The sequence below is a fragment of the Fictibacillus sp. b24 genome (assembly GCF_030348825.1).
GTDB lineage: Bacteria > Bacillota > Bacilli > Bacillales > Fictibacillaceae > Fictibacillus.
On sequence record NZ_JAUCES010000005.1, the window covers coordinates 1619395 to 1640869 of the forward strand.

The 21475-nt window shown below is 40.0% G+C and carries 23 protein-coding genes; 13 read left to right on the plus strand and 10 right to left on the minus strand.

The annotated features are described in order from the left end of the window. The 5 genes from QUF49_RS08315 to QUF49_RS08335 all read left to right on the plus strand — a co-directional run bounded on the left by QUF49_RS08315 (position 1) and on the right by QUF49_RS08335 (position 5319). A complete protein-coding gene (locus QUF49_RS08315) occupies positions 1-1548 on the plus strand; it encodes an acyl-CoA carboxylase subunit beta (protein WP_289495207.1) in 1548 nt (515 codons plus the stop codon). A gap of 18 nt (positions 1549-1566) precedes the next feature. Continuing rightward, positions 1567-2697 carry a M20/M25/M40 family metallo-hydrolase gene (locus QUF49_RS08320; RefSeq protein WP_289495208.1) on the plus strand — a complete coding sequence of 377 codons (1131 nt, stop codon included), beginning with the start codon at positions 1567-1569 and terminating at the stop codon, positions 2695-2697. Positions 2698-2895: 198 nt separating this feature from the next. Further along, on the plus strand, positions 2896-3393 hold the full coding sequence (locus QUF49_RS08325) for a MarR family transcriptional regulator (RefSeq protein ID WP_289495209.1): 498 nt from the start codon (positions 2896-2898) through the stop codon (positions 3391-3393). 79 nt (positions 3394-3472) lie between these two features. Next, positions 3473-4648 carry a DNA polymerase IV gene (locus QUF49_RS08330; protein WP_289495210.1) on the plus strand — a complete coding sequence of 392 codons (1176 nt, stop codon included), beginning with the start codon at positions 3473-3475 and terminating at the stop codon, positions 4646-4648. 17 nt (positions 4649-4665) lie between these two features. Beyond that, the gene (locus QUF49_RS08335; protein ID WP_289495211.1) at positions 4666-5319 is read left to right on the plus strand and encodes a phosphatase PAP2 family protein; all 654 of its coding nucleotides are present in this window, start codon (positions 4666-4668) and stop codon (positions 5317-5319) included. Between the two features lie 185 nt (positions 5320-5504). Here the strand turns inward: QUF49_RS08335 and namA are convergent, their stop codons facing one another. From namA to QUF49_RS08350, 3 genes are all read right to left on the minus strand, one after another. Next, positions 5505-6521: an NADPH dehydrogenase NamA gene (namA, locus tag QUF49_RS08340; RefSeq protein WP_289497611.1), complete on the minus strand. Its 1017-nt coding sequence runs from the start codon at positions 6519-6521 to the stop codon at positions 5505-5507. A gap of 69 nt (positions 6522-6590) precedes the next feature. Further along, the gene (locus tag QUF49_RS08345; protein ID WP_289495212.1) at positions 6591-7355 is read right to left on the minus strand and encodes a glycerophosphodiester phosphodiesterase; all 765 of its coding nucleotides are present in this window, start codon (positions 7353-7355) and stop codon (positions 6591-6593) included. Between the two features lie 105 nt (positions 7356-7460). Continuing rightward, positions 7461-7640 carry a hypothetical protein gene (locus QUF49_RS08350; RefSeq protein ID WP_289495213.1) on the minus strand — a complete coding sequence of 60 codons (180 nt, stop codon included), beginning with the start codon at positions 7638-7640 and terminating at the stop codon, positions 7461-7463. A 140-nt stretch (positions 7641-7780) separates the two neighbouring features. Between QUF49_RS08350 and QUF49_RS08355 the strand changes: the two genes are divergently transcribed. Further along, positions 7781-8119 carry a DUF3889 domain-containing protein gene (locus QUF49_RS08355; RefSeq protein WP_289495214.1) on the plus strand — a complete coding sequence of 113 codons (339 nt, stop codon included), beginning with the start codon at positions 7781-7783 and terminating at the stop codon, positions 8117-8119. An 11-nt stretch (positions 8120-8130) separates the two neighbouring features. On the opposite strand, the gene proC is transcribed toward QUF49_RS08355, so the two are convergent. Then, positions 8131-8955 carry a pyrroline-5-carboxylate reductase gene (gene proC, locus QUF49_RS08360; protein ID WP_289497612.1) on the minus strand — a complete coding sequence of 275 codons (825 nt, stop codon included), beginning with the start codon at positions 8953-8955 and terminating at the stop codon, positions 8131-8133. A gap of 356 nt (positions 8956-9311) precedes the next feature. Here proC and QUF49_RS08365 point away from each other — a divergent pair, with 356 nt between their 5' ends. Then, the gene (locus tag QUF49_RS08365; RefSeq protein WP_289495215.1) at positions 9312-10289 is read left to right on the plus strand and encodes an MBL fold metallo-hydrolase; all 978 of its coding nucleotides are present in this window, start codon (positions 9312-9314) and stop codon (positions 10287-10289) included. Then, entirely contained in the window at positions 10286-11077 is a 792-nt protein-coding gene (locus QUF49_RS08370; protein ID WP_289495216.1) for an SDR family NAD(P)-dependent oxidoreductase, read from the plus strand. Before QUF49_RS08365 ends, QUF49_RS08370 begins: the two co-directional genes overlap by 4 nt. A gap of 197 nt (positions 11078-11274) precedes the next feature. On the opposite strand, the gene QUF49_RS08375 is transcribed toward QUF49_RS08370, so the two are convergent. Beyond that, on the minus strand, positions 11275-11475 hold the full coding sequence (locus tag QUF49_RS08375) for a YqzH family protein (RefSeq protein ID WP_289495217.1): 201 nt from the start codon (positions 11473-11475) through the stop codon (positions 11275-11277). A 163-nt stretch (positions 11476-11638) separates the two neighbouring features. Between QUF49_RS08375 and QUF49_RS08380 the strand changes: the two genes are divergently transcribed. Next, positions 11639-12895 (plus strand): DNA polymerase thumb domain-containing protein, encoded by a 1257-nt coding sequence (locus tag QUF49_RS08380; protein ID WP_289495218.1) that lies wholly within the window; start codon positions 11639-11641, stop codon positions 12893-12895. 15 nt (positions 12896-12910) lie between these two features. Further along, positions 12911-13240 (plus strand): YolD-like family protein, encoded by a 330-nt coding sequence (locus QUF49_RS08385; protein WP_289495219.1) that lies wholly within the window; start codon positions 12911-12913, stop codon positions 13238-13240. Between the two features lie 72 nt (positions 13241-13312). Here the strand turns inward: QUF49_RS08385 and QUF49_RS08390 are convergent, their stop codons facing one another. Beyond that, complete coding sequence (locus tag QUF49_RS08390; protein WP_289495220.1) at positions 13313-14044, minus strand: ZIP family metal transporter; 732 nt, start codon at positions 14042-14044, stop codon at positions 13313-13315. A gap of 418 nt (positions 14045-14462) precedes the next feature. Then, a complete protein-coding gene (locus tag QUF49_RS08395) occupies positions 14463-14711 on the minus strand; it encodes an HPr family phosphocarrier protein (protein WP_289495221.1) in 249 nt (82 codons plus the stop codon). A 93-nt stretch (positions 14712-14804) separates the two neighbouring features. On the opposite strand from QUF49_RS08395, the gene QUF49_RS08400 reads away from it, so the two are divergent. Continuing rightward, positions 14805-15458, plus strand: a complete 654-nt coding sequence (locus QUF49_RS08400; RefSeq protein ID WP_289495222.1) for a TVP38/TMEM64 family protein — start codon at positions 14805-14807, stop codon at positions 15456-15458. Here the strand turns inward: QUF49_RS08400 and QUF49_RS08405 are convergent. Continuing rightward, complete coding sequence (locus QUF49_RS08405; RefSeq protein ID WP_289495223.1) at positions 15453-15725, minus strand: HPr family phosphocarrier protein; 273 nt, start codon at positions 15723-15725, stop codon at positions 15453-15455. The two genes, QUF49_RS08400 and QUF49_RS08405, sit on opposite strands and share 6 nt — an antisense overlap. Positions 15726-16202: 477 nt before the next feature. Further along, positions 16203-19364, minus strand: coding sequence for an efflux RND transporter permease subunit (locus QUF49_RS08410; protein WP_289495224.1), 3162 nt, complete (start codon positions 19362-19364; stop codon positions 16203-16205). Positions 19365-19522: 158 nt separating this feature from the next. Here QUF49_RS08410 and QUF49_RS08415 point away from each other — a divergent pair, with 158 nt between their 5' ends. Then, a complete protein-coding gene (locus QUF49_RS08415) occupies positions 19523-20068 on the plus strand; it encodes a PadR family transcriptional regulator (protein WP_289495225.1) in 546 nt (181 codons plus the stop codon). 6 nt (positions 20069-20074) lie between these two features. Continuing rightward, a complete protein-coding gene (locus tag QUF49_RS08420) occupies positions 20075-20413 on the plus strand; it encodes an iron-sulfur cluster biosynthesis family protein (protein WP_289495226.1) in 339 nt (112 codons plus the stop codon). 153 nt (positions 20414-20566) lie between these two features. Here QUF49_RS08420 and QUF49_RS08425 read toward each other — a convergent pair whose 3' ends face one another. After that, on the minus strand, positions 20567-21472 hold the full coding sequence (locus tag QUF49_RS08425; protein WP_289495227.1) for a hydroxymethylglutaryl-CoA lyase: 906 nt from the start codon (positions 21470-21472) through the stop codon (positions 20567-20569). Positions 21473-21475 lie beyond the last annotated feature (3 nt).

Consider the following 21475-nt stretch of genomic DNA (forward strand, 5'->3'; position numbering starts at 1 on the left):
ATGGACATCTATGACAAAATTAATGAACTGTATGAAAAGAAGACAGAGATCGAGTTAGGCGGTGGAGATGACCGAATTGATAAACAGCATGAGAGAGGGAAACTGACCGCCAGAGAGCGAATTGATCTTTTATTAGATGAGGGAACGTTTGTTGAACTCAATCCTTTTATGGAGCATCGCTCTCATGATTTCGGCCTTTCTGGAATGAAGGCACCTGGCGAGGGTGTTGTGACGGGTTTTGGTAAGATCCATGGTCGTCCTGTGTATTTATTTGCACAAGATTTCACGGTATTCGGTGGTGCGCTAGGTGAGATGCATGCCAAAAAAATTGCTGCTGTAATGGACCTTGCTGCTAAAAACGGTACACCTTTTATTGGTCTGAACGATTCAGGCGGAGCACGTATTCAAGAGGGTGTTATGTCGTTGGATGGCTATGGACACATCTTTTACAGAAACAGCATCTATTCTGGTGTGATTCCACAAATATCCGTTATTATGGGTCCTTGTGCAGGTGGAGCTGTCTATTCACCAGCAATTACAGATTTTGTTTTCATGGTGGAAAAAACGAGCCAGATGTTTATTACAGGTCCAAAAGTAATCGAAACCGTTACTGGTGAGAAAATATCATCAGAAGATTTGGGTGGCGCAGAAGTTCATGCATCGCGAAGTGGTAATGCACATTTTACAGCACCTACTGAATCTGAAGTTCTAGAAGAAGTTAGAAGATTAATCTCGTACCTTCCGCAGAATAATAAAGAGAAGACACCTGTTTTGCCATGGGGAGATGAAAAAGACGACCGTCCAGATCTTACGGAGATTATTCCGTTTGATTCAACAAGACCTTATGATGTTAGAACGGTAATAAATGAAGTTGTAGATAAAGATTCTTTTATGGAGGTTCATGCACAATTTGCAAGAAATATAGTTGTAGGTTTTGCAAGAATAAAGGGTGAAGTGATAGGATTAGTATGTAATCAGCCAAAAGTCATGGCTGGGGGACTGGATATTGATTCTTCGGATAAAGCATCTCGATTTATCCGACTGTGTGATTCGTTTAATATTCCGATCATCACATTTGAAGATGTAACTGGATTCTTCCCTGGGGTCAAACAAGAGCACGGCGGAATCATCCGTCATGGAGCAAAAATTCTTTATGCATACTCGGAAGCGACTGTTCCCAAAATAACAATTATTCTTCGAAAAGCCTATGGCGGTGCTTATGTAGCGCTTAACAGTAAATCGATTGGTGCTGATTTAGTGTTTGCATGGCCGAACGCTGAAATTGCTGTGATGGGGCCTCAAGGTGCTGCTAATATTATCTTTGCAAAAGAGATTGAACGTAGCGAGGATCCTGAAGCGACTCGAGCAGCTAAAATTGAAGAGTACCGCACGAAGTTTGCTAATCCGTACATCGCTGCTGCAAATGGCATGGTCGATGATGTGATTGATCCACGAGAAACAAGAATCAAGTGTATTCAAGCGCTTGACATGCTGCGCAACAAGAAGGAAGACAGACCTTACAAAAAGCATGGAAATATACCACTATAAGAAACGAGGAAATACATAATGGTAAATGCAGACCGCTTGTTAAACGAATTTTTAGAGCTCGTTCAGATTGATTCTGAAACTCGACACGAAAAGGAAATTTCGATCGTACTTAAAAAGAAGTTTGAAGAGCTTGGTGTAGAAGTGTACGAAGACGATGCGGAGTCAAAAACAGACCACGCCGCAGGAAACTTAATTTGTACATTAAAAGGAAACAAAGAGGGAGTAGATACGATCTATTTCACTTCTCATATGGATACAGTCACTCCTGGTATTGGGGTTAAACCATCTATTAAAGATGGTTATGTAGTAACAGATGGTACAACGATTCTTGGAGCAGATGACAAAGCGGGACTTGCTGCAATGTTTGAAGCAATTAAAGTATTGAAAGAGCAAAACATAGCTCATGGTGATATCCAGTTTATTATTACAGTTGGAGAAGAATCAGGATTAGTAGGCGCAAAAGCGATGGATGCGTCAAAGATCACAGCAAAATACGGCTTTGCGTTAGACAGTGACGGACCGGTAGGAGATATTATCGTTGCAGCTCCAACACAGGCTAAAGTTCGAGCGACAATCTATGGGAAATCAGCTCACGCGGGTGTAGCTCCTGAAAAAGGTGTATCAGCTATTACAATTGCTGCTAAAGCGATTGCTCGTATGCCTCTTGGCAGGATTGATGAAGAAACAACGGCAAACATCGGACATTTCCATGGTGGAGGAACGGGAGAGCAGACAAATATCGTTTGTGATACAGTTTTTGTCTTAGCTGAAGCTCGTTCATTAATCAATGAAAAAATGGAAGTGCAAACAGCTAAAATGAAAGATGCATATGAATCTGCTGCTGCTGAACTTGGCGGACGTGCTGATGTTAAAGTTGAAGTTATGTACCCTGGATTTAAATTTGGTGATGGAGATCACGTTGTTGAGATTGCGAAAAAGGCAGCGGAAAAGATTGGACGTCCACACAGACTTCTTCATAGCGGTGGTGGAAGTGATGCTAACATTATTGCAGGTCATGGTATTCCAACAGTTAATTTAGCTGTTGGTTATGAAGAGATCCATACAACAAACGAAAGAATGCCTATTGAAGAGCTGACGAAAACAGCAGAGATGGTACTAGCTGTTATAGATGTAGCAGCTAGCGAATGAAATAACTTATGACGAAACTTGGCGGATTTTCGCCAAGTTTTTGTTCTTTTATAGGACATGTTGCCTGTTTTTAATACTTTTATCAATAAATTATCACTTAAAAGTTGACATTGTATTTATGATTTATGTAAGATGTTTTTATCATATAGATGAAAATATTGGTAATTTAAGAAATCTTATTTCGGGGGAGGAAATGGGATGAGTCAATTATCGGACATGCATATGATGGTAAATTATATGCGTGGTGTGTATAAAGTTTTAGAAGAAGATTGGCAGAAATCAGCAAAAGCGATTGGATTAACACAAGCAGAGCAGCATATTTTATGGATTGTATCTCTCGAAGAAGATATTACGATTTCTAAGATCGCTTATTATGGATTGTGGGATGTATCAACCGTTATGCAGGTTATAAAGCGGTTAAAAGACAAAGGTTTTGTTAGATTAGAGAAAAAGAACGAAGACCGTCGTATTTCCTATGTTTACTTAACAGAAGAAGGATTGGAAAAACATAAAGAATCAACAAGTTTCAACTGCCAAATTTACGGATTCCTTCAAAAATGGCTGGAAGACGGAAGCAAGCGAGAGTTTTATCGCGAGCTAATTCAATTACATAAAGATTTAAATAAACATTTTCATGGTGAAGAATTTGTGGATTGGGTAGAAGATACAGGAAAGCGGCTTCATGAGACAAGGTAGATACCTTGTCTTTTTCTTTTGTTTTTAAAGCTTGTCCGCTAACATATACTAATAGAAATATTTCAAAAGGAGTGTTCATGTGCATCAGTCACCAGTGTCTAAAAGAAGAATCATCTTTCATGTTGACATGAACAGCTTCTATGCTTCTGTAGAAATGGCCGAGAACCCTGATCTCCGAGGAAAGCCCGTTGCTGTAGCCGGAAATGTGGAGGAACGTAAAGGTATCATTGTGACTTGCAGCTACGAGGCAAGAGAAAGAGGAGTAAGAACCACGATGCCTCTTTGGCAAGCGAGAAAGCTTTGTCCAAATCTTGTTGTTGTTCCGCCAGACTTTGGAACATATAAAATATATTCATCACGCATGTTTCAGCTTTTACAAGAATATACAGAATGGGTAGAGCCTGTTTCTATCGATGAAGGGTATATGGATGTGACAGACTGCGTACATCCGCTTGAATTGGCAAAAGAGATTCAGACAAGACTGCAGAACGAGCTGAACTTACCATGTTCCATTGGTATTGGACCAAATAAATTTTTAGCAAAGACAGCTTCAGATATGAAAAAACCACTGGGTATCACCGTTCTTCGAAAGAGAGATCTTCCTGAAAAGTTATGGCCGCTGCAAGTAGGTGAGATGCATGGAATCGGAAAGAAAACAGAAGAAAAGTTAAATAAATACGGAATATTTACAGTTAAAGATTTAGCAGAAGCTATTGATTATGAGCTGAAGCACCGTTTTGGAATTAACGGAATCAAAATGAAAGAAAGAGCAAATGGCATCGATCCCCGCCCTGTAGACCCTAGTTCTGCCAGTGATTATCGATCTATCGGGAGTTCAACAACATTAAGTGAAGACTTACTCTCTGTAATAGAAGCAGAATCCGTTTTTAAACGATTAGCGGAAAAAGTTGAAACTCGATTAAAAACAAAGGGGTATGTTGCCTTAACACTTGCAATCACGATTCGATACAGTGACAGAAAAACAATCACAAGAAGTAAGATGCTTCCGAATGCTACTCAGCATTCTGTTGAAATACAAAAAACAGCTCTAGATCTCTTTCATCGTCACTGGAATCATGATCCAGTCCGTCTTTTGGGCATCACTGCTACAGAAGTGGTCGAAAAGGAACATGCGACTTATCAGCTTGATTTATTCTCTGTAGAAAAGAACGAAAAAGATGCTTTGCTTCATGATGTATTATCATCCATCGAAAGGAAACATGGTGAAGGGATCATTAAAAGGGGAAATAAGTAGCAGGAGCTGAGGATATTATGATCTCAAAAAAAAGCTTGATCAAAACGGTTGTATTAACTGCTGTTTGTCTTGGCCTTTTTATTATGTTTGCATTTATTTATAAACAGTCCAGAGTAGAAATATTTGATGTCTGGGCGATGAAAAACATTTCTGACATTCACCAGCCTGTTTTAATTGATGTTTTTACATTTTTCACAAACTCAGCATCAAAGCCTTATCAGTATGCAATTTTTATCTTTTTTGCTGTGATCTGGCTCGTCGGCGAAAAAAAATGGATAGAGCCATTTGTTTTAGGTGTATGCCTTTTTGGAATTCGTTTTGAAAATCAATGGTTTAAGAATTGGTTTGAGAGAGACAGACCTATGTATGATCGTGTTATTGAAATAACGGGGTATAGCTTCCCGAGCGGTCACGCTATGATTTCCATCGCTTTTTTTGGATTACTTTCTTATCTGCTCGTTCAAAACTATGCATTTTTGCGCGCTTATAGAAAATATATTTATTTTCTTACCGCACTTTTTATTGGTTTAGTGGGCTTTAGCAGGGTTTATTTAGGTGTTCATTTCCCAACAGATGTTCTTGGGGGATTTGCTGCTGGCGGAACTTGGCTGCTTTTATGTGTTTTATTATATAAATGGCTCGTTGGACTCGCTAATAGAAGAGTCCATTGATAGAGAGATGTTCGAGTAAGACGGTTTGGAGTTCATATGATGTTCATCACATAAAAATCGACCGTGATCACATAAAAAATGAACCTCATCACATAAAAAACGAGTGTCATCACATAAAAATAGTCAGTCAATCTATATAAAACAAAAACTGGCTCTATCAGAAGAGCCAGTTTCCTATCTACGCGTTACCAGCCGCGTTCATATTGTTTTGGACTTTGAAGTTCCGTTCCAAGGTCCTCTGCCGCTGATCGTGGCCAATACGGATCTTTAAGGAATTCTCTGCCGATAAAAATGAGATCAGCACGGTTGTTTTGCAGAATCTCTTCTGCCTGGCTGCCAGTCGTTATCAATCCTACAGCAGCAGTAGCGATTTCTGCTTCGTTTTTAATTTTGTCCGCAAAAGGAACTTGATAGCCAGGGAATGTGTTGATTTTCGCTGGCACAACAGCTCCTGAACTGCAGTCAACAAGGTCAACACCATCTTCTTTCATCCACTTCGCATACGTTACGAAATCTTCTGGGGTATTCCCTTCAGGGTGATAATCATTTGCTGAAATCCTAACAAATAATGGGCCATCCCACTCTTGTCTCATTGCGGCGATGATCTCTTTTAAGAAACGGTAGCGGTTTTCCTGGCTTCCTCCATAAGAATCGCTTCTTCTATTGGATAGAGGTGAAAGGAATTCATTAATCAGATAGCCGTGTGCCCCGTGGATCTCGAGCACATCGAAGCCTGCTGTCTTCGCTCTTTTTGCAGCAGCCCTAAATTGATTCACCGTTTCTTCAATCTGCTGCAGAGTCATTTCTTCCGGTGTTTTCATGTTATCTGAAAAAGCTATGGCAGATGGGGCAATGATGGGTCCGTCAATCATCGCTTTTCGTCCAGCATGTGCAATCTGAATAGCGGCTTTTGAACCATTATCCTGAATAGATTTCACGAGCTGAGACAACCCTTCCACATGGCTGTCATCCCATATCCCTAAGTCTTCCGGGCTGATTCGTCCCTGAGGACTTACAGAGGCTGCCTCTGTCATGATCAAGCCTGTTTGACCGATTGCTCTTGAGGTGTAATGAGTAATATGCCATGGTGTTACTATTCCATCTTGATCGTAACAAGAATACATACACATAGGTGACATAACGATACGGTTTTTTAACGTAACGTTACGAATCGTTAGCGGTTGAAACAATAACGGTTGAATAATAAACAACTCCTTTTTCCTTTTGACGCAGTAATGTTCACTCGTCCTTCACGTTCATTGTAATTCGTTTTACCACCATTTTTGAAGAAATCTGCTCTTTGTTTTTGTTGATGGATTGTTTAACAGTTGTTTTGCAATGAGGGGATAGTCTGTGATAATGGCTTGTGTACCCCATTCAAAAAAATAATTCATCCATTTTTGACTGTTAACTGTATAAGGACGTACTGGAATATTATTTCGTTTAAAGCCTTCCATGATGTATGGATGCAGTGATTTGTAGTTTGGATGAGCACTTTGTGAACAGACTGCTTTTACATATTCCCATGGTTCATATAAACCAGAAGAATAGAGGGGAGCGGTCTCGATATATGCGTTCATCTTTCTGATCTTGACTAAACTGTAGTGATTAAACGATGAGATAACCGTTCGTTCTTCCATTCCATAATGATGCAATAGCTGCAGCACTTTTTCTTCCAGTCCGTTATACTCAATAATGTTATTTTTTAATTCAATATTTAACAGCATGGGAAGAGGGGAAATCCACTCTAAAAATACCTGCAGAGAGGGGACATGCTCACCGCTAAATGATTTTGAAAACCAACTTCCTGCATCTGTCTTGGTTAGCTCTTCATATGTATATTCAATGATATGGCCTTTCTTATTTGTGGTACGATCTAATTTTTCATCATGAATGATAACAGGAATACCGTCTTTAGAAAGCTGTACATCTAGTTCGATACCGTCTGCACCATCTTCATATGCCTTTTTGAAGGCTGCCATTGTGTTCTCAGGACAATGTTTACTAGAACCTCTGTGAGCAAAAATATAAGTCATTATATACAGTACCCTCCAAGAGAAATTTAAGATTATAGACAGTATAGGTGATAATGAAACATATTGGAAATGAAAGAAACCCTTCCTATAATCAGGAAGGGCAAGTTATTTTCTGCGTCTGGAACGCTTCTTCTTTTCTTCTGCTTTATGTTCTTCGACACTGGCCCCTTTTTCTGTCAGCCAATGGATAAAAACAAGCTCTTTTTCAGTAAGAGATCGTTTTGTGAACTTTTCAAACTGAACGCGCAATTCAAGGTATCTTTGGGAAATTTCTACTTCTGCCACATAAATCCCTCCCTAAATCTAGCTCTCTATATTAAATGATAAAGACCAGGGCAAGGGCTTGTCAATTTTTTCTAATCGTCAATTTTCGCAGAAGTATCTAGAAAAATGGAGCAAAATAATAAAAAAGGAGTGTATGACTTATGAAAATTCCCTTCAAATTATGTTCTTTAGTTCTGACAAGCTTTCTTTTGTTCACTTCCGTTCCGATTGCAGTTTCAGCTGCATATCCAGGCACACAGGAACCCGCTTATGCTAAATGGGGCCGGCTTGCGGTTTTTGAAACAGGTAAACGTTACCCCGATTACGATATTGTAGATTATTTATACGTTGGTCGAACGTTGACACAAAATGGAGATAATATCGAAAGGTTTAAGCTGTGGATCAAGAAAGGCTCTTCTGAAAAAGGTGTCGTTGTTACGATAACGTTAAGCCCAAATCGTGTTTTTAAGAGTATCTCCTTTCAAGAGACAGACCGTTAACATCATCCATATCATCCATTCATCTTTCCTAATTCTTCTGAGCGCATTACCGCTTTTTTGATACAAGCTAAAAAAGCATCTTGAACGTGATATTGATCAAGCTTGCAAATCCCAGCCTCAGTCGTGCCACCGGGGCTAGTGACTTTTCTTCTAAGCTCGATTGGGGATTCTGTTGTTTGTTTCAGCATAAGCGCTGCACCGAGAAAGGTTTGAGTTATAAGTGTTTTCGCTTCTTCCTGAGAAAGGTTTAATTCTTCAGCAGCTTTTTGCATAGCTTCAGCAATATAATAAATGTAAGCAGGGCCGCTTCCTGAAAGACCTGTCACGATATGTAGTTTGTCCTCAGGTAAGAGTGTAACCGTCCCGATCGTTTTAAACAGTTCAAGTGATTTTTCAACATGTGCTTTTGTGGCGTATATACCAGCTGAAAGTGCGGTTGCTGAGTATCCAATTGATGCTGATGTATTTGGCATGGCTCTGATTACTGGATTCTCTTGATTTGTCCATTCTGTAAGGGTTTCTGAAGCGATGCCAGCCATTACGGAAATGATGAGCTGATGCTTTTGAACAAACGGTTTAATGCTTTCGACCGCACTATACGCATCTTTTGGCTTTACGGCAAGAATAATGATATCTGCATTCACTACTGCTTCTTCTATCGATGAGGCAGGTATCACACCATACTTATCTTCAAGTTCTTTAACTCGTTTCGTATTGTTGCGGTTTTTTATCGTAATTAAATCTGCTCGCCACTTTTTTGTTTTGATTAATCCTTCCATGATGGCCTCAGCCATTGAACCAGCACCAATAAAAGCCATTTTTTCTTTTCCCACGATCGATCCCTCCTCAATTTTTGAGTATAAAAAAAACTCCCAGTCCTAAATTAAAGGACGGATGGGAGTGATCCGTGGTACCACCTTTGTTGGCATTATTGCTTGCCCGCTCAAGATGTCTTTATCGCAGAACTGCGCCAGATTTCTCCAGACTGCTCCAGGGCAGGTTCGGCAATTCCTTTCCGGTGAAATCTTGCAGCCTATGGATTCCACTCTCTATAAACGGGGGAAGTAGCTTACTAATCCCTTTCAACGCATTTATTTATTGGCCATAATTGGCATTTCTTTTTATATTTTAAAAAACATTATGCTATGATTTCTATATGTATGTCAACTAGTTATTTTAATTGGAGGAAAAGATGACGAAAAAAGCAACCATAATCCCGATCATTTTGCCTACACCATTTGATGTAGGGCCTGTCAACTGTGTCCTCCTAAAAGGTGATGCAGTTACACTTGTTGATTCCGGTGCAAAAACAGAAGAAAGCAGAGAAATTCTTATTTCTTCCCTAAAGGAACACGGACTCACTTTTAAAGATCTAGATCAATATATTTGTACACACTATCACCCGGACCATGCCGGACTGTCAAAAGAGATTCAGGATTTTGGTGTTCCTACACTCATGCTGCAAGAAGCTGTTCCTTATGTTAGCGTGGACCGTGAATTTACGGAGTGGGCAGAATCGTTTTATATGAACCTTTATGATTCTTTTGGAGTACCCAATTCACTAGGCAGAATCGAATTGGTAAAGCTCCGTAAATATCGAACGTTTTCAAACCCATTCGTTCCTGATATTCTTCCCGCACCAGGGGATGCGGTTCCTGGTCATGAAGGATTTGTCTTTTTAAAGACGCCTGGTCATGCGCCAGACCATCTGTCGCTTTACAGTGAAAGTGAAGGAATCTTAATCGGCGGTGACGTTCTTTTGCCGCATATTTCATCCAATGCTCTCTTAGAACCGCCACCAATGGGTGGAACCGAGCGTCCTAAAACGCTGCTTCAATACCGTGAGACTCTTCAACATCTTTTAGCGTTACATTTAGAAATGGTTTATCCTGGTCATGGCGAACCTTTTACGAACGCTCACGATTTAATCAGGAAAAGACTTCTCGATCATAATGAGCGGGCAAAAGCTCTTGAACATTTGTTAAGTGATGAGCCTTTGACCGTATTTGAGCTGTGTGCACGTCTTTTTCCTAAATTATATGAAAAGCAGCTGGGTTTGGTTGTCTCGGAAGTTGCAGGCCACCTTGACCTTCTTGAATCTGAAGGAAGAGTGTCAATAGATAAAGAGGAAGCAACTTTTTATTATCGCAGAACAGGAGTTGTAAGATGAATACACTGAACGGAAAAGTCGTTTTGATCACAGGAGCATCGGGGGGACTTGGTGCCCGCCTTGCTATGGATGTTGCTAAAAAAGGGGCTATCCCCATCCTGACTGCAAGAAGAGAAGATCAGCTAAAAGCAGTACAGGAAACGATCTTAAAAGAAACCAATATCACGGCACCATACTACATACTGGATGTGTCAAACCAAGAAACCGTGGATGAGGTGTTCTCGGAGATTTTAAAAGAACATCCACACATACATATTTTAGTGAATAACGCTGGCTACGGTATCTTCGAAGAATTTGCCGAGTCACCTTGGAAGAATATTGAGGGTATGTTTTCAACGAACGTTCTCGGTTTAATGGCGTGTACGAGAGCACTTCTACCTCATATGCTTCAAAGAGGGAGCGGACACATCGTGAATATCGCTTCACAAGCCGGCAAGATCTCAACACCGAAATCAAGCGTGTATGCAGCTACTAAACATGCTGTTCTAGGTTTCTCAAACGGGTTGCGCCTCGAAGTTGCTCATAAGGGGGTCTACGTGACAACCATCAATCCGGGACCAATAGCGACAGATTTCTTTACGCTTGCGGACCAGTCAGGAAATTACGTAAAAAATGTTCAAAAAATGATGCTCCAGCCTTCCCATGTTTCCGAAAAAATCGTAAAGGCGTTGGAACGTCCTGTACGTGAGATTAATCTGCCTTGGTGGATGAATGTCGGGAGCACAATGTACCAAGTGATGCCAAAATTGATCGAAACATTAGGCGGAAAATCGTTTCGTCAAAAGTAGACGACTATAATTATATTATGTTAACTAATTGAGTGGGAAGTATAGCATCATATTAAGAGAATCAAGAGCACTAGTGGATTGAAGGCCAAAATATGTGGATTGAAGCTTAAAACTCGAGGTTGCTACCCGAAACTCCACATTGATCTCAGATTCAATCTCCTAACTTAGCACAGGTTCTGTTTTCATACAGAACCTGTTTATTTATTTGTAAAAAATTCATAAACAACGTCTTGAATGATAGTATAAACAGCCTCTTTCTGATCCACTTCGCTCATCTGCCCCAGGATCTTCTCCTCAAGCTCATTCCATTCAGTATCTGTTAATATGCAATCTTCTTCTTCCCATAAGTAATCTTTCAACGCTTTTACAATCATTTTTCTTAACAAAGAGCGGTCCATTTTTCCACCTGTCTTTCCTTATAAATCCTAGACTTTTGAGTAAAAAACGTCAATCTGCAAAATTTGCTGAAAAAATTACCATTGTTATAAGAACATACATTCGGTTAAAATGGGTATACATATAAGGAACAGATGTTCGTAAAAGGCGAAGGAGTTGTGACAAATGAACTATGATGAAATGCCAAAGCGCACCATCTTATGTATGGATATGAAAAGTTTTTATGCGAGCTGTGCTGCTGTGCGCTTAGGATTAAATCCGCTGACGTGTCATTTGGCAGTAGTAGGGGATACAGAACGGCAAGGCAGTGTCGTGCTTGCTGCTTCTCCGCGATTAAAAGCCGATTTTGGTATCCGAACAGGAAGCAGGCTTTTTGAAATCCCCAAAAATAAAGACATCATCATCGTAAACGCACAGATGGCTTTTTTTCTAGAGAGATCGATGGAGATCACGAAACTGCTGCACCGTTATGTTCCGCCTGAGTCCATACACACATACAGCGTAGATGAAAGTTTTCTTCAAGCCGATGGAACAGAAAAATTATGGGGAACCGCACAAGAACTCGCAGAAAGAATCCGCCGCGACATCTGGCGAGAGTTTGGATTACCGTGTGCAATCGGAATCGGTCCAAATATGCTCATGTCAAAGCTTTGTCTAGATCTAGAGGCAAAGAAAAAAGGCGTAGCCGAATGGCGATACGAAGATGTAGAAACGAAGCTATGGCCTCTAGCTCCTTTAAGTCAGATGTGGGGTATCGGATCGCGGGTGGAACGTACGCTGAACAGAATGGGGATTGTAAAAGTAGGTGATCTGGCACACTATCCGCTGGAGCTTTTAGAGAAAAAGTTTGGGGTTATGGGAAATCAGCTCTACTATCATGCATGGGGAGTGGATCTGTCTGAGATCGGAGCTCCTATTCTTCAAGGACAGATCAGCTATGGAAAGAGCCAGATCTTACTGCGAGATTACACAGATTTAAACGAGATTAAACATGTCATTTTAGAGATGTGTGAAGAGGTGGCAAGACGTGCTAGACGGGCAAGAAAAGCAGGAAGGACCATCAGCTTTGGATTAGGATACAGCAAAGATGAAGGAGGAGGAGGCTTCCACCGTTCCAAATCAATCGATCAGCCAACTAATATTACGATGGAGCTCTATGAAGTTTGTCTGGATTTGCTTCGGACTTTTTATCAGGGAGAGACGGTGCGCAAGATTTCAATCGCTCTTTCCAACGTCTCTGAAGATACAGAAACACAGCTTACTTTATTTTCTTTAGATCATCCACAAAAAAGAAAAATTGGCTATGTGATGGACGATATTCGGCAAAAACACGGCTCCAACTCTCTTTTGCGGGCTGTTTCCTATACAAAAGGAGGAACAGCTTTATACAGAAGCCGGCTTTTAGGCGGACATAAGGCATAGGGAGGAGGGCGAACAGTGATTCGTGACAGAGGCACTATTAAGTGGACGGCGATGATGCTGCCGGAACACGTGAAAATGTTAAGAGAACATCAGGACGGTCTGGATTACGAGCGAAAACCCGAACTAGATGAACAAAAGTACGAAGAATTTAATGAGACAATCTGTGTCGCGATGGAGGAGAATCAAACATTAAAGTTTACGTATTTTGAAAAAGGAAGAAGTGCTGAGCTTAAGGGGCAGGTTCATTACGTAGATGAATTCAAAAAGGAATTACGTGTGATGGATGAGGCCGATAAGATGCATATCCTAAAAGTCACGGAAATTATGAATATTGATTACGCATAAAAAAACTGGTCCGATGCAGGGCCAGTTTTTAATTACGCCATTTTAAAAAGGTCTTTTAACAGCCTTTTATTATCATCCGAAAATCTGTGTTAAGTAGATCATGATCAATAGCCCCGCAATAAATGATAATGTAGCAGAACGCGCGTGGCCGTCTCCATGGCTTTCAGGTATGAGCTCTTTGTATACGATAAAGAGCATAGCACCGGCTGCAAAAGAAAGACCATATGGCACAAGGTTCTCCACATACGAAGTTAAAAGATAGCCAAGCATCGCGGTGACGATTTCAACAGCACCTGTTAACGTTGCAATAACGAACGCTTTTATTCTGTTCATCTTTTGATGAATCAAAAAAAGTGCCACAAGCATTCCCTCAGGTGCGTTCTGAAGACCAATCGCGAATGCAATCAAACCGCCCAGTCCTGTATTATCACTCGCATAACTGACACCAACAGAAAGTCCCTCAGGTAAATTGTGCAGTGTTATCGCAGCAATAACAAGAAAAGCCTTTGAATCAATGCCTTTAAAGATTTTAGAATGATCGAGATCAACATGCGGAACGAATCTTTCTAAAACCAATAGTGTTAAGGTACCGAGTGTAATCCCAATTGTCAGCACAGTTAAGTTTGATAATTTTAAAGCTTGAGGAATCAAGCTAAAAGTAGATGCAGCGACCATGATGCCTGCTGTAAAGGCAAGCAAGATGTCACGGAACCGGTGTGTTACCTGTGACCAGAAGAGAACAGGCAAAGCACCAAATCCGGTTGCTAATGCAGATAAAACACTTCCTAGTAGAGCAGCTTCCATTCTGTACCCACCTTATTCAAAAATCCGTTTTTATAAAAATAGTTATATGCCTCTTTTTAGTATACCGCCAATTCATTTTTAATAGAAGTAAGTGCATTTTTATATATAATTTAACTGATTAATAAGCTTAATACAGTGATATGGATTAGGAAGACACCTCTTAAATGAGAATCAATTTAATAAATAGGTGAATGAAAAAAAGCCGAGGAATTAATCCCGGCTACTTATATGGATTTTTATATAACCTTATTGTTCTTAGGAGTGGTTGATTTCGTTTTAGAATGCTAGCTTCCGCTTTAGCTTTTCAATAAAGCTGTTATACAAATGATACAAAACCACTTTGATAAGTGGCCGCATAAGGGAAAATTAGCCAAAAATGAGCGGCTGTAATAAAATGATAACTAGTAAATAGTAAACCTTATGAATTACAGCTTGAGAAAAGTCCAGAAGATAGTATTCTTTCTTTTAGTTGAGTACTAGGCGGATCACAAATAATTTCAACGGGATCGTCTGGATAGATGGATAGTGCAATAATGCCCAAAAAACTTTTTCCATCAGCGGTGCGATCCCCTTTTTTTAAATAGATAGATTCTGTAAAGCTTCCTGTTAGCTCAATAAGTTTTGCTGCGCGCTCTGCATAAATAGGTGCAGTTGCCTTAACTATCACAATAGATAACCTCCTTTGCCAATCACACTATGTATGGATATGTGCAGAAGAAGGAAAAATGCATACTAAATGAAATCTTTATATGGAGGGAATATGAAATTAACAAAAAAATGGCTATACATTGCTTTGTTTTCTGTAGCATTGATTGTGTTCATTCTGTGGCTGCAAAAAAATTATAAGGGATTCAGTCCTGAAGAATTTAGAAATTGGATCATGCAGTGGGGATGGATTGCTCCATTTATCTTCGTTGTCCTTTATTCAGTGCGGCCTTTTGTGTTATTTCCATCTTCCATTTTTGCTATAACAAGCGGTCTATCATTCGGTTTTTATTGGGGATGTCTATATACCTACCTAGGATCGCTTGGAGGGGGACTCCTAACTTATTATGCGATCAACCGCCTGGGCCGTTTTAAGAAAAGTAAACAATGGAAAAATGAAAAATATGAAAAAGTACGCAGCAAGATAGAAAGAGAAGGGATTCGTTATGTCCTAATATTGAGATTGTTGCCGGTTTTAAATTTTGATCTTGTCAGCTATTTAACATCATTAACAAAGGTGAAGTTTAAAGACTATGCGATTGCGACAGCAATTGGAATCATTCCAGGTACAATCGCTTATACGTATTTAGGGACATCAATGACATCGGGAAGCAAGGAAGTGGTGTGGATCGGAACAACCTTGCTGTTTGTCATTGTAGGTTTACCTCTAATCTTCAAAAAGAAAATGAAGGCAAAAGTAGGCTTATAACGATTGAGATACAGTTTCTTGCGGTGAGATTATGCTCATGGCAGACTCAGCATCAGCCCCTTCAACGATATAAAGAAATGAATCTCCTTCTTTTAGTGTTAAGAAGAATGAAACAAGCTGAGATAATCCAGAGGCGTGGACAGTAATACCGTCTTTAGATAAAAAAAGCTGACTGTTAATTTTTTTAGCAGATTGCATAATTTCTATCGCTTTATTGACTGTATATTTTGCTGTAACTTTTACTTTTCTTGAGCATATTTGTTTCATAATTTTTCAGCCTCCTGAATTTGATATTGCTGATATATTTCCCATTAGCAAGTCAGGTAAAACAGGGTCTTTAGTCCTAATGTGCAAATTCAAGGATAAAATAAGGTATTTTGGCATAAAAAACTGTTTTGTGCATCTAGATATATAAGTTCTAAAAGTCTCGTATCCAAGAGAAGCTTTTGATTGGAGTGAAAGGTGCGTGCCTACCACCTGAGAAACTTCTTGCAAGGCATGCGACGAGGAAGCTCACTGCGGTAGCATGAACAGGTAGACGCAGGAGCAAGGAACTTTGATGCGGTCAGGTGAGACTCTTAAAGGAGCAAAGCGGCAAGGGGCTCACCGCACGCCCCACGGAAAGTGAAGCACCTGTAACGAAAATCAACCACTTTCAAAAACAGTAAAAGCTTAAAAGCTTATGAACAGCAAAAAAAGAGTACCGCTGCCTCGAGAAGAGGTGAGCAGTACTCTTTTTATAGTTTATGAAGTGATCTTAGCTTTTTCACGTTTTGCCTGTCTTCTAAAGAATAATTCATAAAGGACAGGTACGATAATCAATGTTAACAAAGTAGAAGTCGTTAGTCCTCCGATAACAACAATCGCTAGACCTTTGGAAATCAGCGTTCCAGAGGATGTTGTTAATGCAAGCGGAATTAATGCTGCAATGGTCGCGAATGCTGTCATTAAGATCGGCCGTAAGCGGGTTTTTCCTGCTTCTAAGAGAGCCTCACGTACTGGCATCCCTTTAATTTCACGGTTCTGGCCGATACGGTCTACTAATACGATAGCATTCGTTGTAACGATACCAATCAGCATGAGTATCCCAATCATCGCACTTACTGATAGTGGTTCATTGATTAAATATAGTCCTCCGATTGCTCCGACAGGAACGAATAGGAGAGAAGAAAGGATGATAAACGGTATACGAGCACGACCAAAGGTAATCAGCATCGTTAAGTATACGAGACCGATAGCAACAAGCATCGCAAGACCGAGATCTTTAAACGTATCCATCGTTTCTTCGCTTCCGCCGCCGCCTTCAGTTGACACAGAAGCAGGAAGATCTACATTATCTTCAACGCCTTTGATAACATCCTGTGTAACCTTTTGAACATTGTCTCCTTTAACTTGTGCAGAGACTTGAGCATATATCTTACCATCAAGCTTCTGGATACCTGTTACGGTTTCTTTTTCAGAAACATCAGCAACGTCTGAGATTTTTACTGGGCCAGATGAACCGAATACAGTAAGATCCTTAATTTCATCTAGAGATTTGACAGATTCGTCATACTCAACTTTTACATTCTTTTGGTTCCCATCTAACGTAAGTTCACCGACTTCAACAGGCTTCGTTACATCAGAAACTGCTCCTAAAACAGCAAACCCTGACACGCCTTTTTCAGCTGCTTTTTCTGTATCGATTGAAACAGCCCATTGCTTTTGCGTATCTTTAAAGTTGTTCGATACATATTTGATCGAATCGAGAGTCTTCATGTACTCTTCAACCTGGCTTGCAGCCTTTTGTAAATCTTCTAAGTTGTTTGAGTATAAATCAATGTTGACTTCGTTATTAGATGGAGGTCCGCCGCTTGAAACTTCTTGCAAGCTGATAACGGTTCCTTCTGCTTTTTCATCAGTAATGGCTTTTATATCTTTTTCAAGTTCTTTTAATTCTGTTTCAACGTTTGCTTCTTTTTTAAGGTTTACAAAATAGTTAGCAACATTTTGACGTTTGAGGCCAGTTTGGAAATCACGTGATCCAATACCAGCTGTAACATCTTTTATCGTGTCTCTTTTAGCCAGATAATCTTCAACCTCAAGTGAGATTTCATTTGTTTTTGTGACATTTGTACTCGCAGGCAATTCTACGTTAACGGTTAATGTTTTCTGCTCTTCATTCGGAAGGAATACCATTCCCAATTTTGTTGCCAGGAAGAAGGATCCTCCTAAAAGAATAAATGAAGTGAAGAGAACAAGGATCTTATGGTTCAGAGAAGCTTTAATTAGTTTTTCATAACCGCGCTGCAACAGACCATCATTTTTCTCTGGTTTAACTTTCTTAAATGCATATTTTGCTAGGATTGGTACAATTGTAACAGCAACGATCAGTGATGCTAACAGCGCAAACACAACCGTTAAAGCGAATGGCAAGAAGAACTCACCCGTTACTCCGCCGACTAAACCGAGCGGCAAGAATACAACAACGGTTGTAATCGTGGAAGACACGATTGCTTTTAAGATCTCGCGTGTAGAGTCGATAATCAGTTCATCACGGTCATAGACTCCATCTGTTTTTCTGATCCTTCTAAAGATATTCTCAATAACAACGATGCTATCATCTACAACACGCCCGACTGCGACAGCCATTCCGCCTAGTGTCATAATATTTAAGGTGATATCAAGGCGGTCTAAGAAGATAGCTGAAACAAGCAATGAGAGCGGGATGGAGATAATTGCGATAATGGTCGCTCTAAAGTTTCTAAGGAAGATCAAAACGGCTAGGGAAGCGAATAATGCACCGAATAATCCCTCTTTAACAAGTGTGTTTACGGAATCTTTGATGCCTTCCGCCTGTCCGAATCCAATCGCGTAATCTAACTTATCATCGTATTTCTTTTTGTTAAGAACTTCGATTACTTTTTCAGCGACTTCTACCGTGTTTGCATCTTGCTTTTTCGTGACGGCCATAGATAGAGAAGCCTTTTGGTTATATCTTGTAATCTCACTTACATCATCTGTTTCTTTAATTTCAGCAATGTCACCAAGTTTTAAGCTGGCTGGTGCTTGAGGAGCCTGTGTTTGAGCAGGCGCTCCTTGTCCGCCAGGTGCTCCACCGCCAGCGCCACCAGGTGCACCAGGACCTGGTGCATTTTCAGCTCCACCAGGAGATTGAGCAGGTGCTCCTTGGCTGCTGGAGATTGTAATTTCTTTAAGTTCAGCCACCGTGTCTACGGCTTCTTCAACTCGAACCGGAACCGTGATCGAGTCATCTGTTACTGTACCTGCTGGGAATGAAATAGCACGGCCGTTGATCGCTTCTTTCACTGAATTTAATGTTACTCCAGCTTCTTTGGCTTTTTCTTTATCTAATGTAATAGAAACGAATGTTTCTTTTACACCGCCTACAGAAACGTTGTTAACGCCTTGAATCTTTTTAAGTTCTGAAACCAATTCATCGTTTACAAACGCTTGAATGTTTTCTCCTTCTTTTTCAGGGAATAAAGAAATATTGTAAATAGGTATGGTTCCAAATGAAAAGCGGCTTACTTCAGGTTCAACATCATCTGGAAGATCTGTTTCTGAAATGACCGATTTTACTTGATCCTCTACATCATCCATATTCGCTGTAAAAGGAAAGTCCATACTAATGATCGAAACACTTTCAAGGGAAGAACTTTTTACTGATTTTACATCTTCTACTTGCTTTAATTGAGTTTCAAGTTTGTCTGTTACTTGTTTGTTTACATCTTCAGGAGATGCTCCTGGATAGACAGTTTGAACCGTCAATTGTGGAAACTCAACATTGGGAAGCAGATCCACTTTTAAGTTCGTGAACGAGAATACCCCTCCAACAATGAGCAAAAATGAAAAGATAAATATCGCTACTGGGTTTTTTAAACTGAATTTCGTTAGCCAGTTCATTGATTCCTCTCCTACGTATGTTTTTTATATGTGTATTTTCACATATGTTTATCTATAATATAATGTGTGTATAAGATTTTTATCAAGTAATAAGAATAAATAATTTGTGAAAAATATGTTACAATGCAAAACAGTACAGTATGAAAGAAGGGTAACAAATGGCGTTAAGGTATGCGCTGTTAGGTTTATTGGCAAAAAATGAAGCAACAGGATATGAGCTTACACAGCAATTTAAAGAAACGGTTATTCATTTTTGGACAGCCCACCACACCCAGATCTATCGTGAACTATTGAAAATGGAAGAAGAAGGTCTAACTCAATCTAAAACGGTTCAGCAGAGTGATTATCCAGATAAAAAAATATATACGATCACCGATAAAGGGTTTGAACAGCTTCTTGAATGGATGCTGAACAAGCCTGTAAATGTCCCGAAACTGAAGGACGATCTGTTATTAAGAGTATCTATGTTTCACTTTATTCCTACAGAAAAAGCGATTGATTTTTTAGAGAAGAGTAAAGAACACCATCAGATGGGCCTAATGATGACGAAAAGATGGCAAGAGGAGAACTTTCCAAAAGGAACGTATGAAAAAAATGAACTTGGCGAGTATTTGACGAGTGAATTCGGCATTCGTTATATGGAAAGCTGGCTATCATGGTGTAACTGGGCAATTAAAGTTTTGAAGAAGAAAGGTGAGTCTTAAAACAGCATGGAGATTGTATTCACAGATGCAGCATTAAAACGGTTAGAAAAAAAGGTGCAAGGGAAAAGAGGGTACTTAAAACTTAAGCATGATACAGAAGGTTGTGGGTGTGTTGTGAGTGGGGTCGCGGCCCTTTGGCTAGTTGATCAAACAGAGGATAATGACACGAAAATCGAGACGAATGGTCCCGACCTTTATATGGAATATAACAAAGCAGTTTTCTTTGATGAGAAAATGACGATCGATGTAACAGCTGGCAATCACTTCGCGTTAAAAAGCCCTGCAGAAATGTTAAATCCTTCAATGAAATATTACGATAAAACGAAACAAAACACGGGTGTGTAAGAGGGCACTGTAAAAGTCTCTTTATAAAATGTTTGGTGCGGTGATCTCCGTTCCAGGGTACAACCTGGAACGGAAATCAACTACTTTCAATAGCGACAATGAATACGAAAAAAACATGAGAATTTCAACCTGCTTTTCATTGGCCTTCATATATTAATGCTGAGGAACGTTCCTTACTAAGTTAAATTGCTTGCTTGCAACTGGCTTAGAAAGAAGCGGAGATATGTAGGCTGCAGCTTCAAGCAGTTTATCCAAGTGAATACCAGTTGAAATGCCCATTTGAGATAGCATATAGACTACATCTTCAGAAGCAACGTTTCCAGAAGCGCCTGGTGCAAACGGGCAGCCGCCAAGCCCTCCGGCAGAAGTATCAAAACGGTCAATCCCAGCTTGCAGACTAGCAAAAATGTTGGCAAGTGCCATTCCACGCGTGTCGTGAAAATGAGCGGTAAGCAGAGTGGTTGCACGCAGATGATGCTTCAATAATGTAAACAATTCATAGCACTCCGATGGATTAGCCATTCCGATCGTGTCAGCTACACTGAGTTCATCTACACCCATTTCTTCAAATTCTAGGCAAACTTTTAATACATCGTGTTCATCGATTTTTCCTTCAAAAGGACAATAGAAACTTGTAGAGATACAAGCCCTTACGAAATACCCTTTCCTTTTCAATTCATCAATAAGAGGTCTTAATTCATTCATACTTTCTTCGGTCGTTTTGTTGATATTTTTTTTATTGAATGCGTCACTTACACCAACAAACACAGCGATATGTTTCACGCCTGATTCAGTAGCTAAATCGATTCCCTTTTTGTTAGGAGCCAGAACAAAGTTCCGCAGGTCATCTAAGCAATTTTCAATAACAACGGAGGCGTCTTGCATTTGAGGCACCCATTTTGGCGAAACAAATGAGGTGAGCTCCATTTCTTGAAACCCCGCATTCTTCAGTAATGAAATGAATTCAATCTTGTTTTTTACGGGGATTAGATTCTTTTCGTTTTGAAGTCCATCCCGCGGTCCAACTTCGATAAGTGTGACTCGTTCAGGTAAGTCCACTGA

Excerpts from the sequence above, each read along its gene's own strand:
- QUF49_RS08315 (WP_289495207.1), top strand. The coding sequence starts at position 1 with ATGGACATCTATGACAAAATTAATGAACTGTATGAAAAGAAGACAGAG.
- QUF49_RS08320 (WP_289495208.1), top strand. The coding sequence starts at position 1,567 with ATGGTAAATGCAGACCGCTTGTTAAACGAATTTTTAGAGCTCGTTCAG.
- QUF49_RS08325 (WP_289495209.1), top strand. The coding sequence starts at position 2,896 with ATGAGTCAATTATCGGACATGCATATGATGGTAAATTATATGCGTGGT.
- QUF49_RS08335 (WP_289495211.1), top strand. The coding sequence starts at position 4,666 with ATGATCTCAAAAAAAAGCTTGATCAAAACGGTTGTATTAACTGCTGTT.
- QUF49_RS08345 (WP_289495212.1), bottom strand. The coding sequence starts at position 7,355 with ATGACTTATATTTTTGCTCACAGAGGTTCTAGTAAACATTGTCCTGAG.
- QUF49_RS08355 (WP_289495214.1), top strand. The coding sequence starts at position 7,781 with ATGAAAATTCCCTTCAAATTATGTTCTTTAGTTCTGACAAGCTTTCTT.
- QUF49_RS08365 (WP_289495215.1), top strand. The coding sequence starts at position 9,312 with ATGACGAAAAAAGCAACCATAATCCCGATCATTTTGCCTACACCATTT.
- QUF49_RS08370 (WP_289495216.1), top strand. The coding sequence starts at position 10,286 with ATGAATACACTGAACGGAAAAGTCGTTTTGATCACAGGAGCATCGGGG.
- QUF49_RS08375 (WP_289495217.1), bottom strand. The coding sequence starts at position 11,475 with ATGGACCGCTCTTTGTTAAGAAAAATGATTGTAAAAGCGTTGAAAGAT.
- QUF49_RS08380 (WP_289495218.1), top strand. The coding sequence starts at position 11,639 with ATGAACTATGATGAAATGCCAAAGCGCACCATCTTATGTATGGATATG.
- QUF49_RS08390 (WP_289495220.1), bottom strand. The coding sequence starts at position 14,044 with ATGGAAGCTGCTCTACTAGGAAGTGTTTTATCTGCATTAGCAACCGGA.
- QUF49_RS08400 (WP_289495222.1), top strand. The coding sequence starts at position 14,805 with ATGAAATTAACAAAAAAATGGCTATACATTGCTTTGTTTTCTGTAGCA.
- QUF49_RS08405 (WP_289495223.1), bottom strand. The coding sequence starts at position 15,725 with ATGAAACAAATATGCTCAAGAAAAGTAAAAGTTACAGCAAAATATACA.
- QUF49_RS08410 (WP_289495224.1), bottom strand. The coding sequence starts at position 19,364 with ATGAACTGGCTAACGAAATTCAGTTTAAAAAACCCAGTAGCGATATTT.
- QUF49_RS08415 (WP_289495225.1), top strand. The coding sequence starts at position 19,523 with ATGGCGTTAAGGTATGCGCTGTTAGGTTTATTGGCAAAAAATGAAGCA.
- QUF49_RS08420 (WP_289495226.1), top strand. The coding sequence starts at position 20,075 with ATGGAGATTGTATTCACAGATGCAGCATTAAAACGGTTAGAAAAAAAG.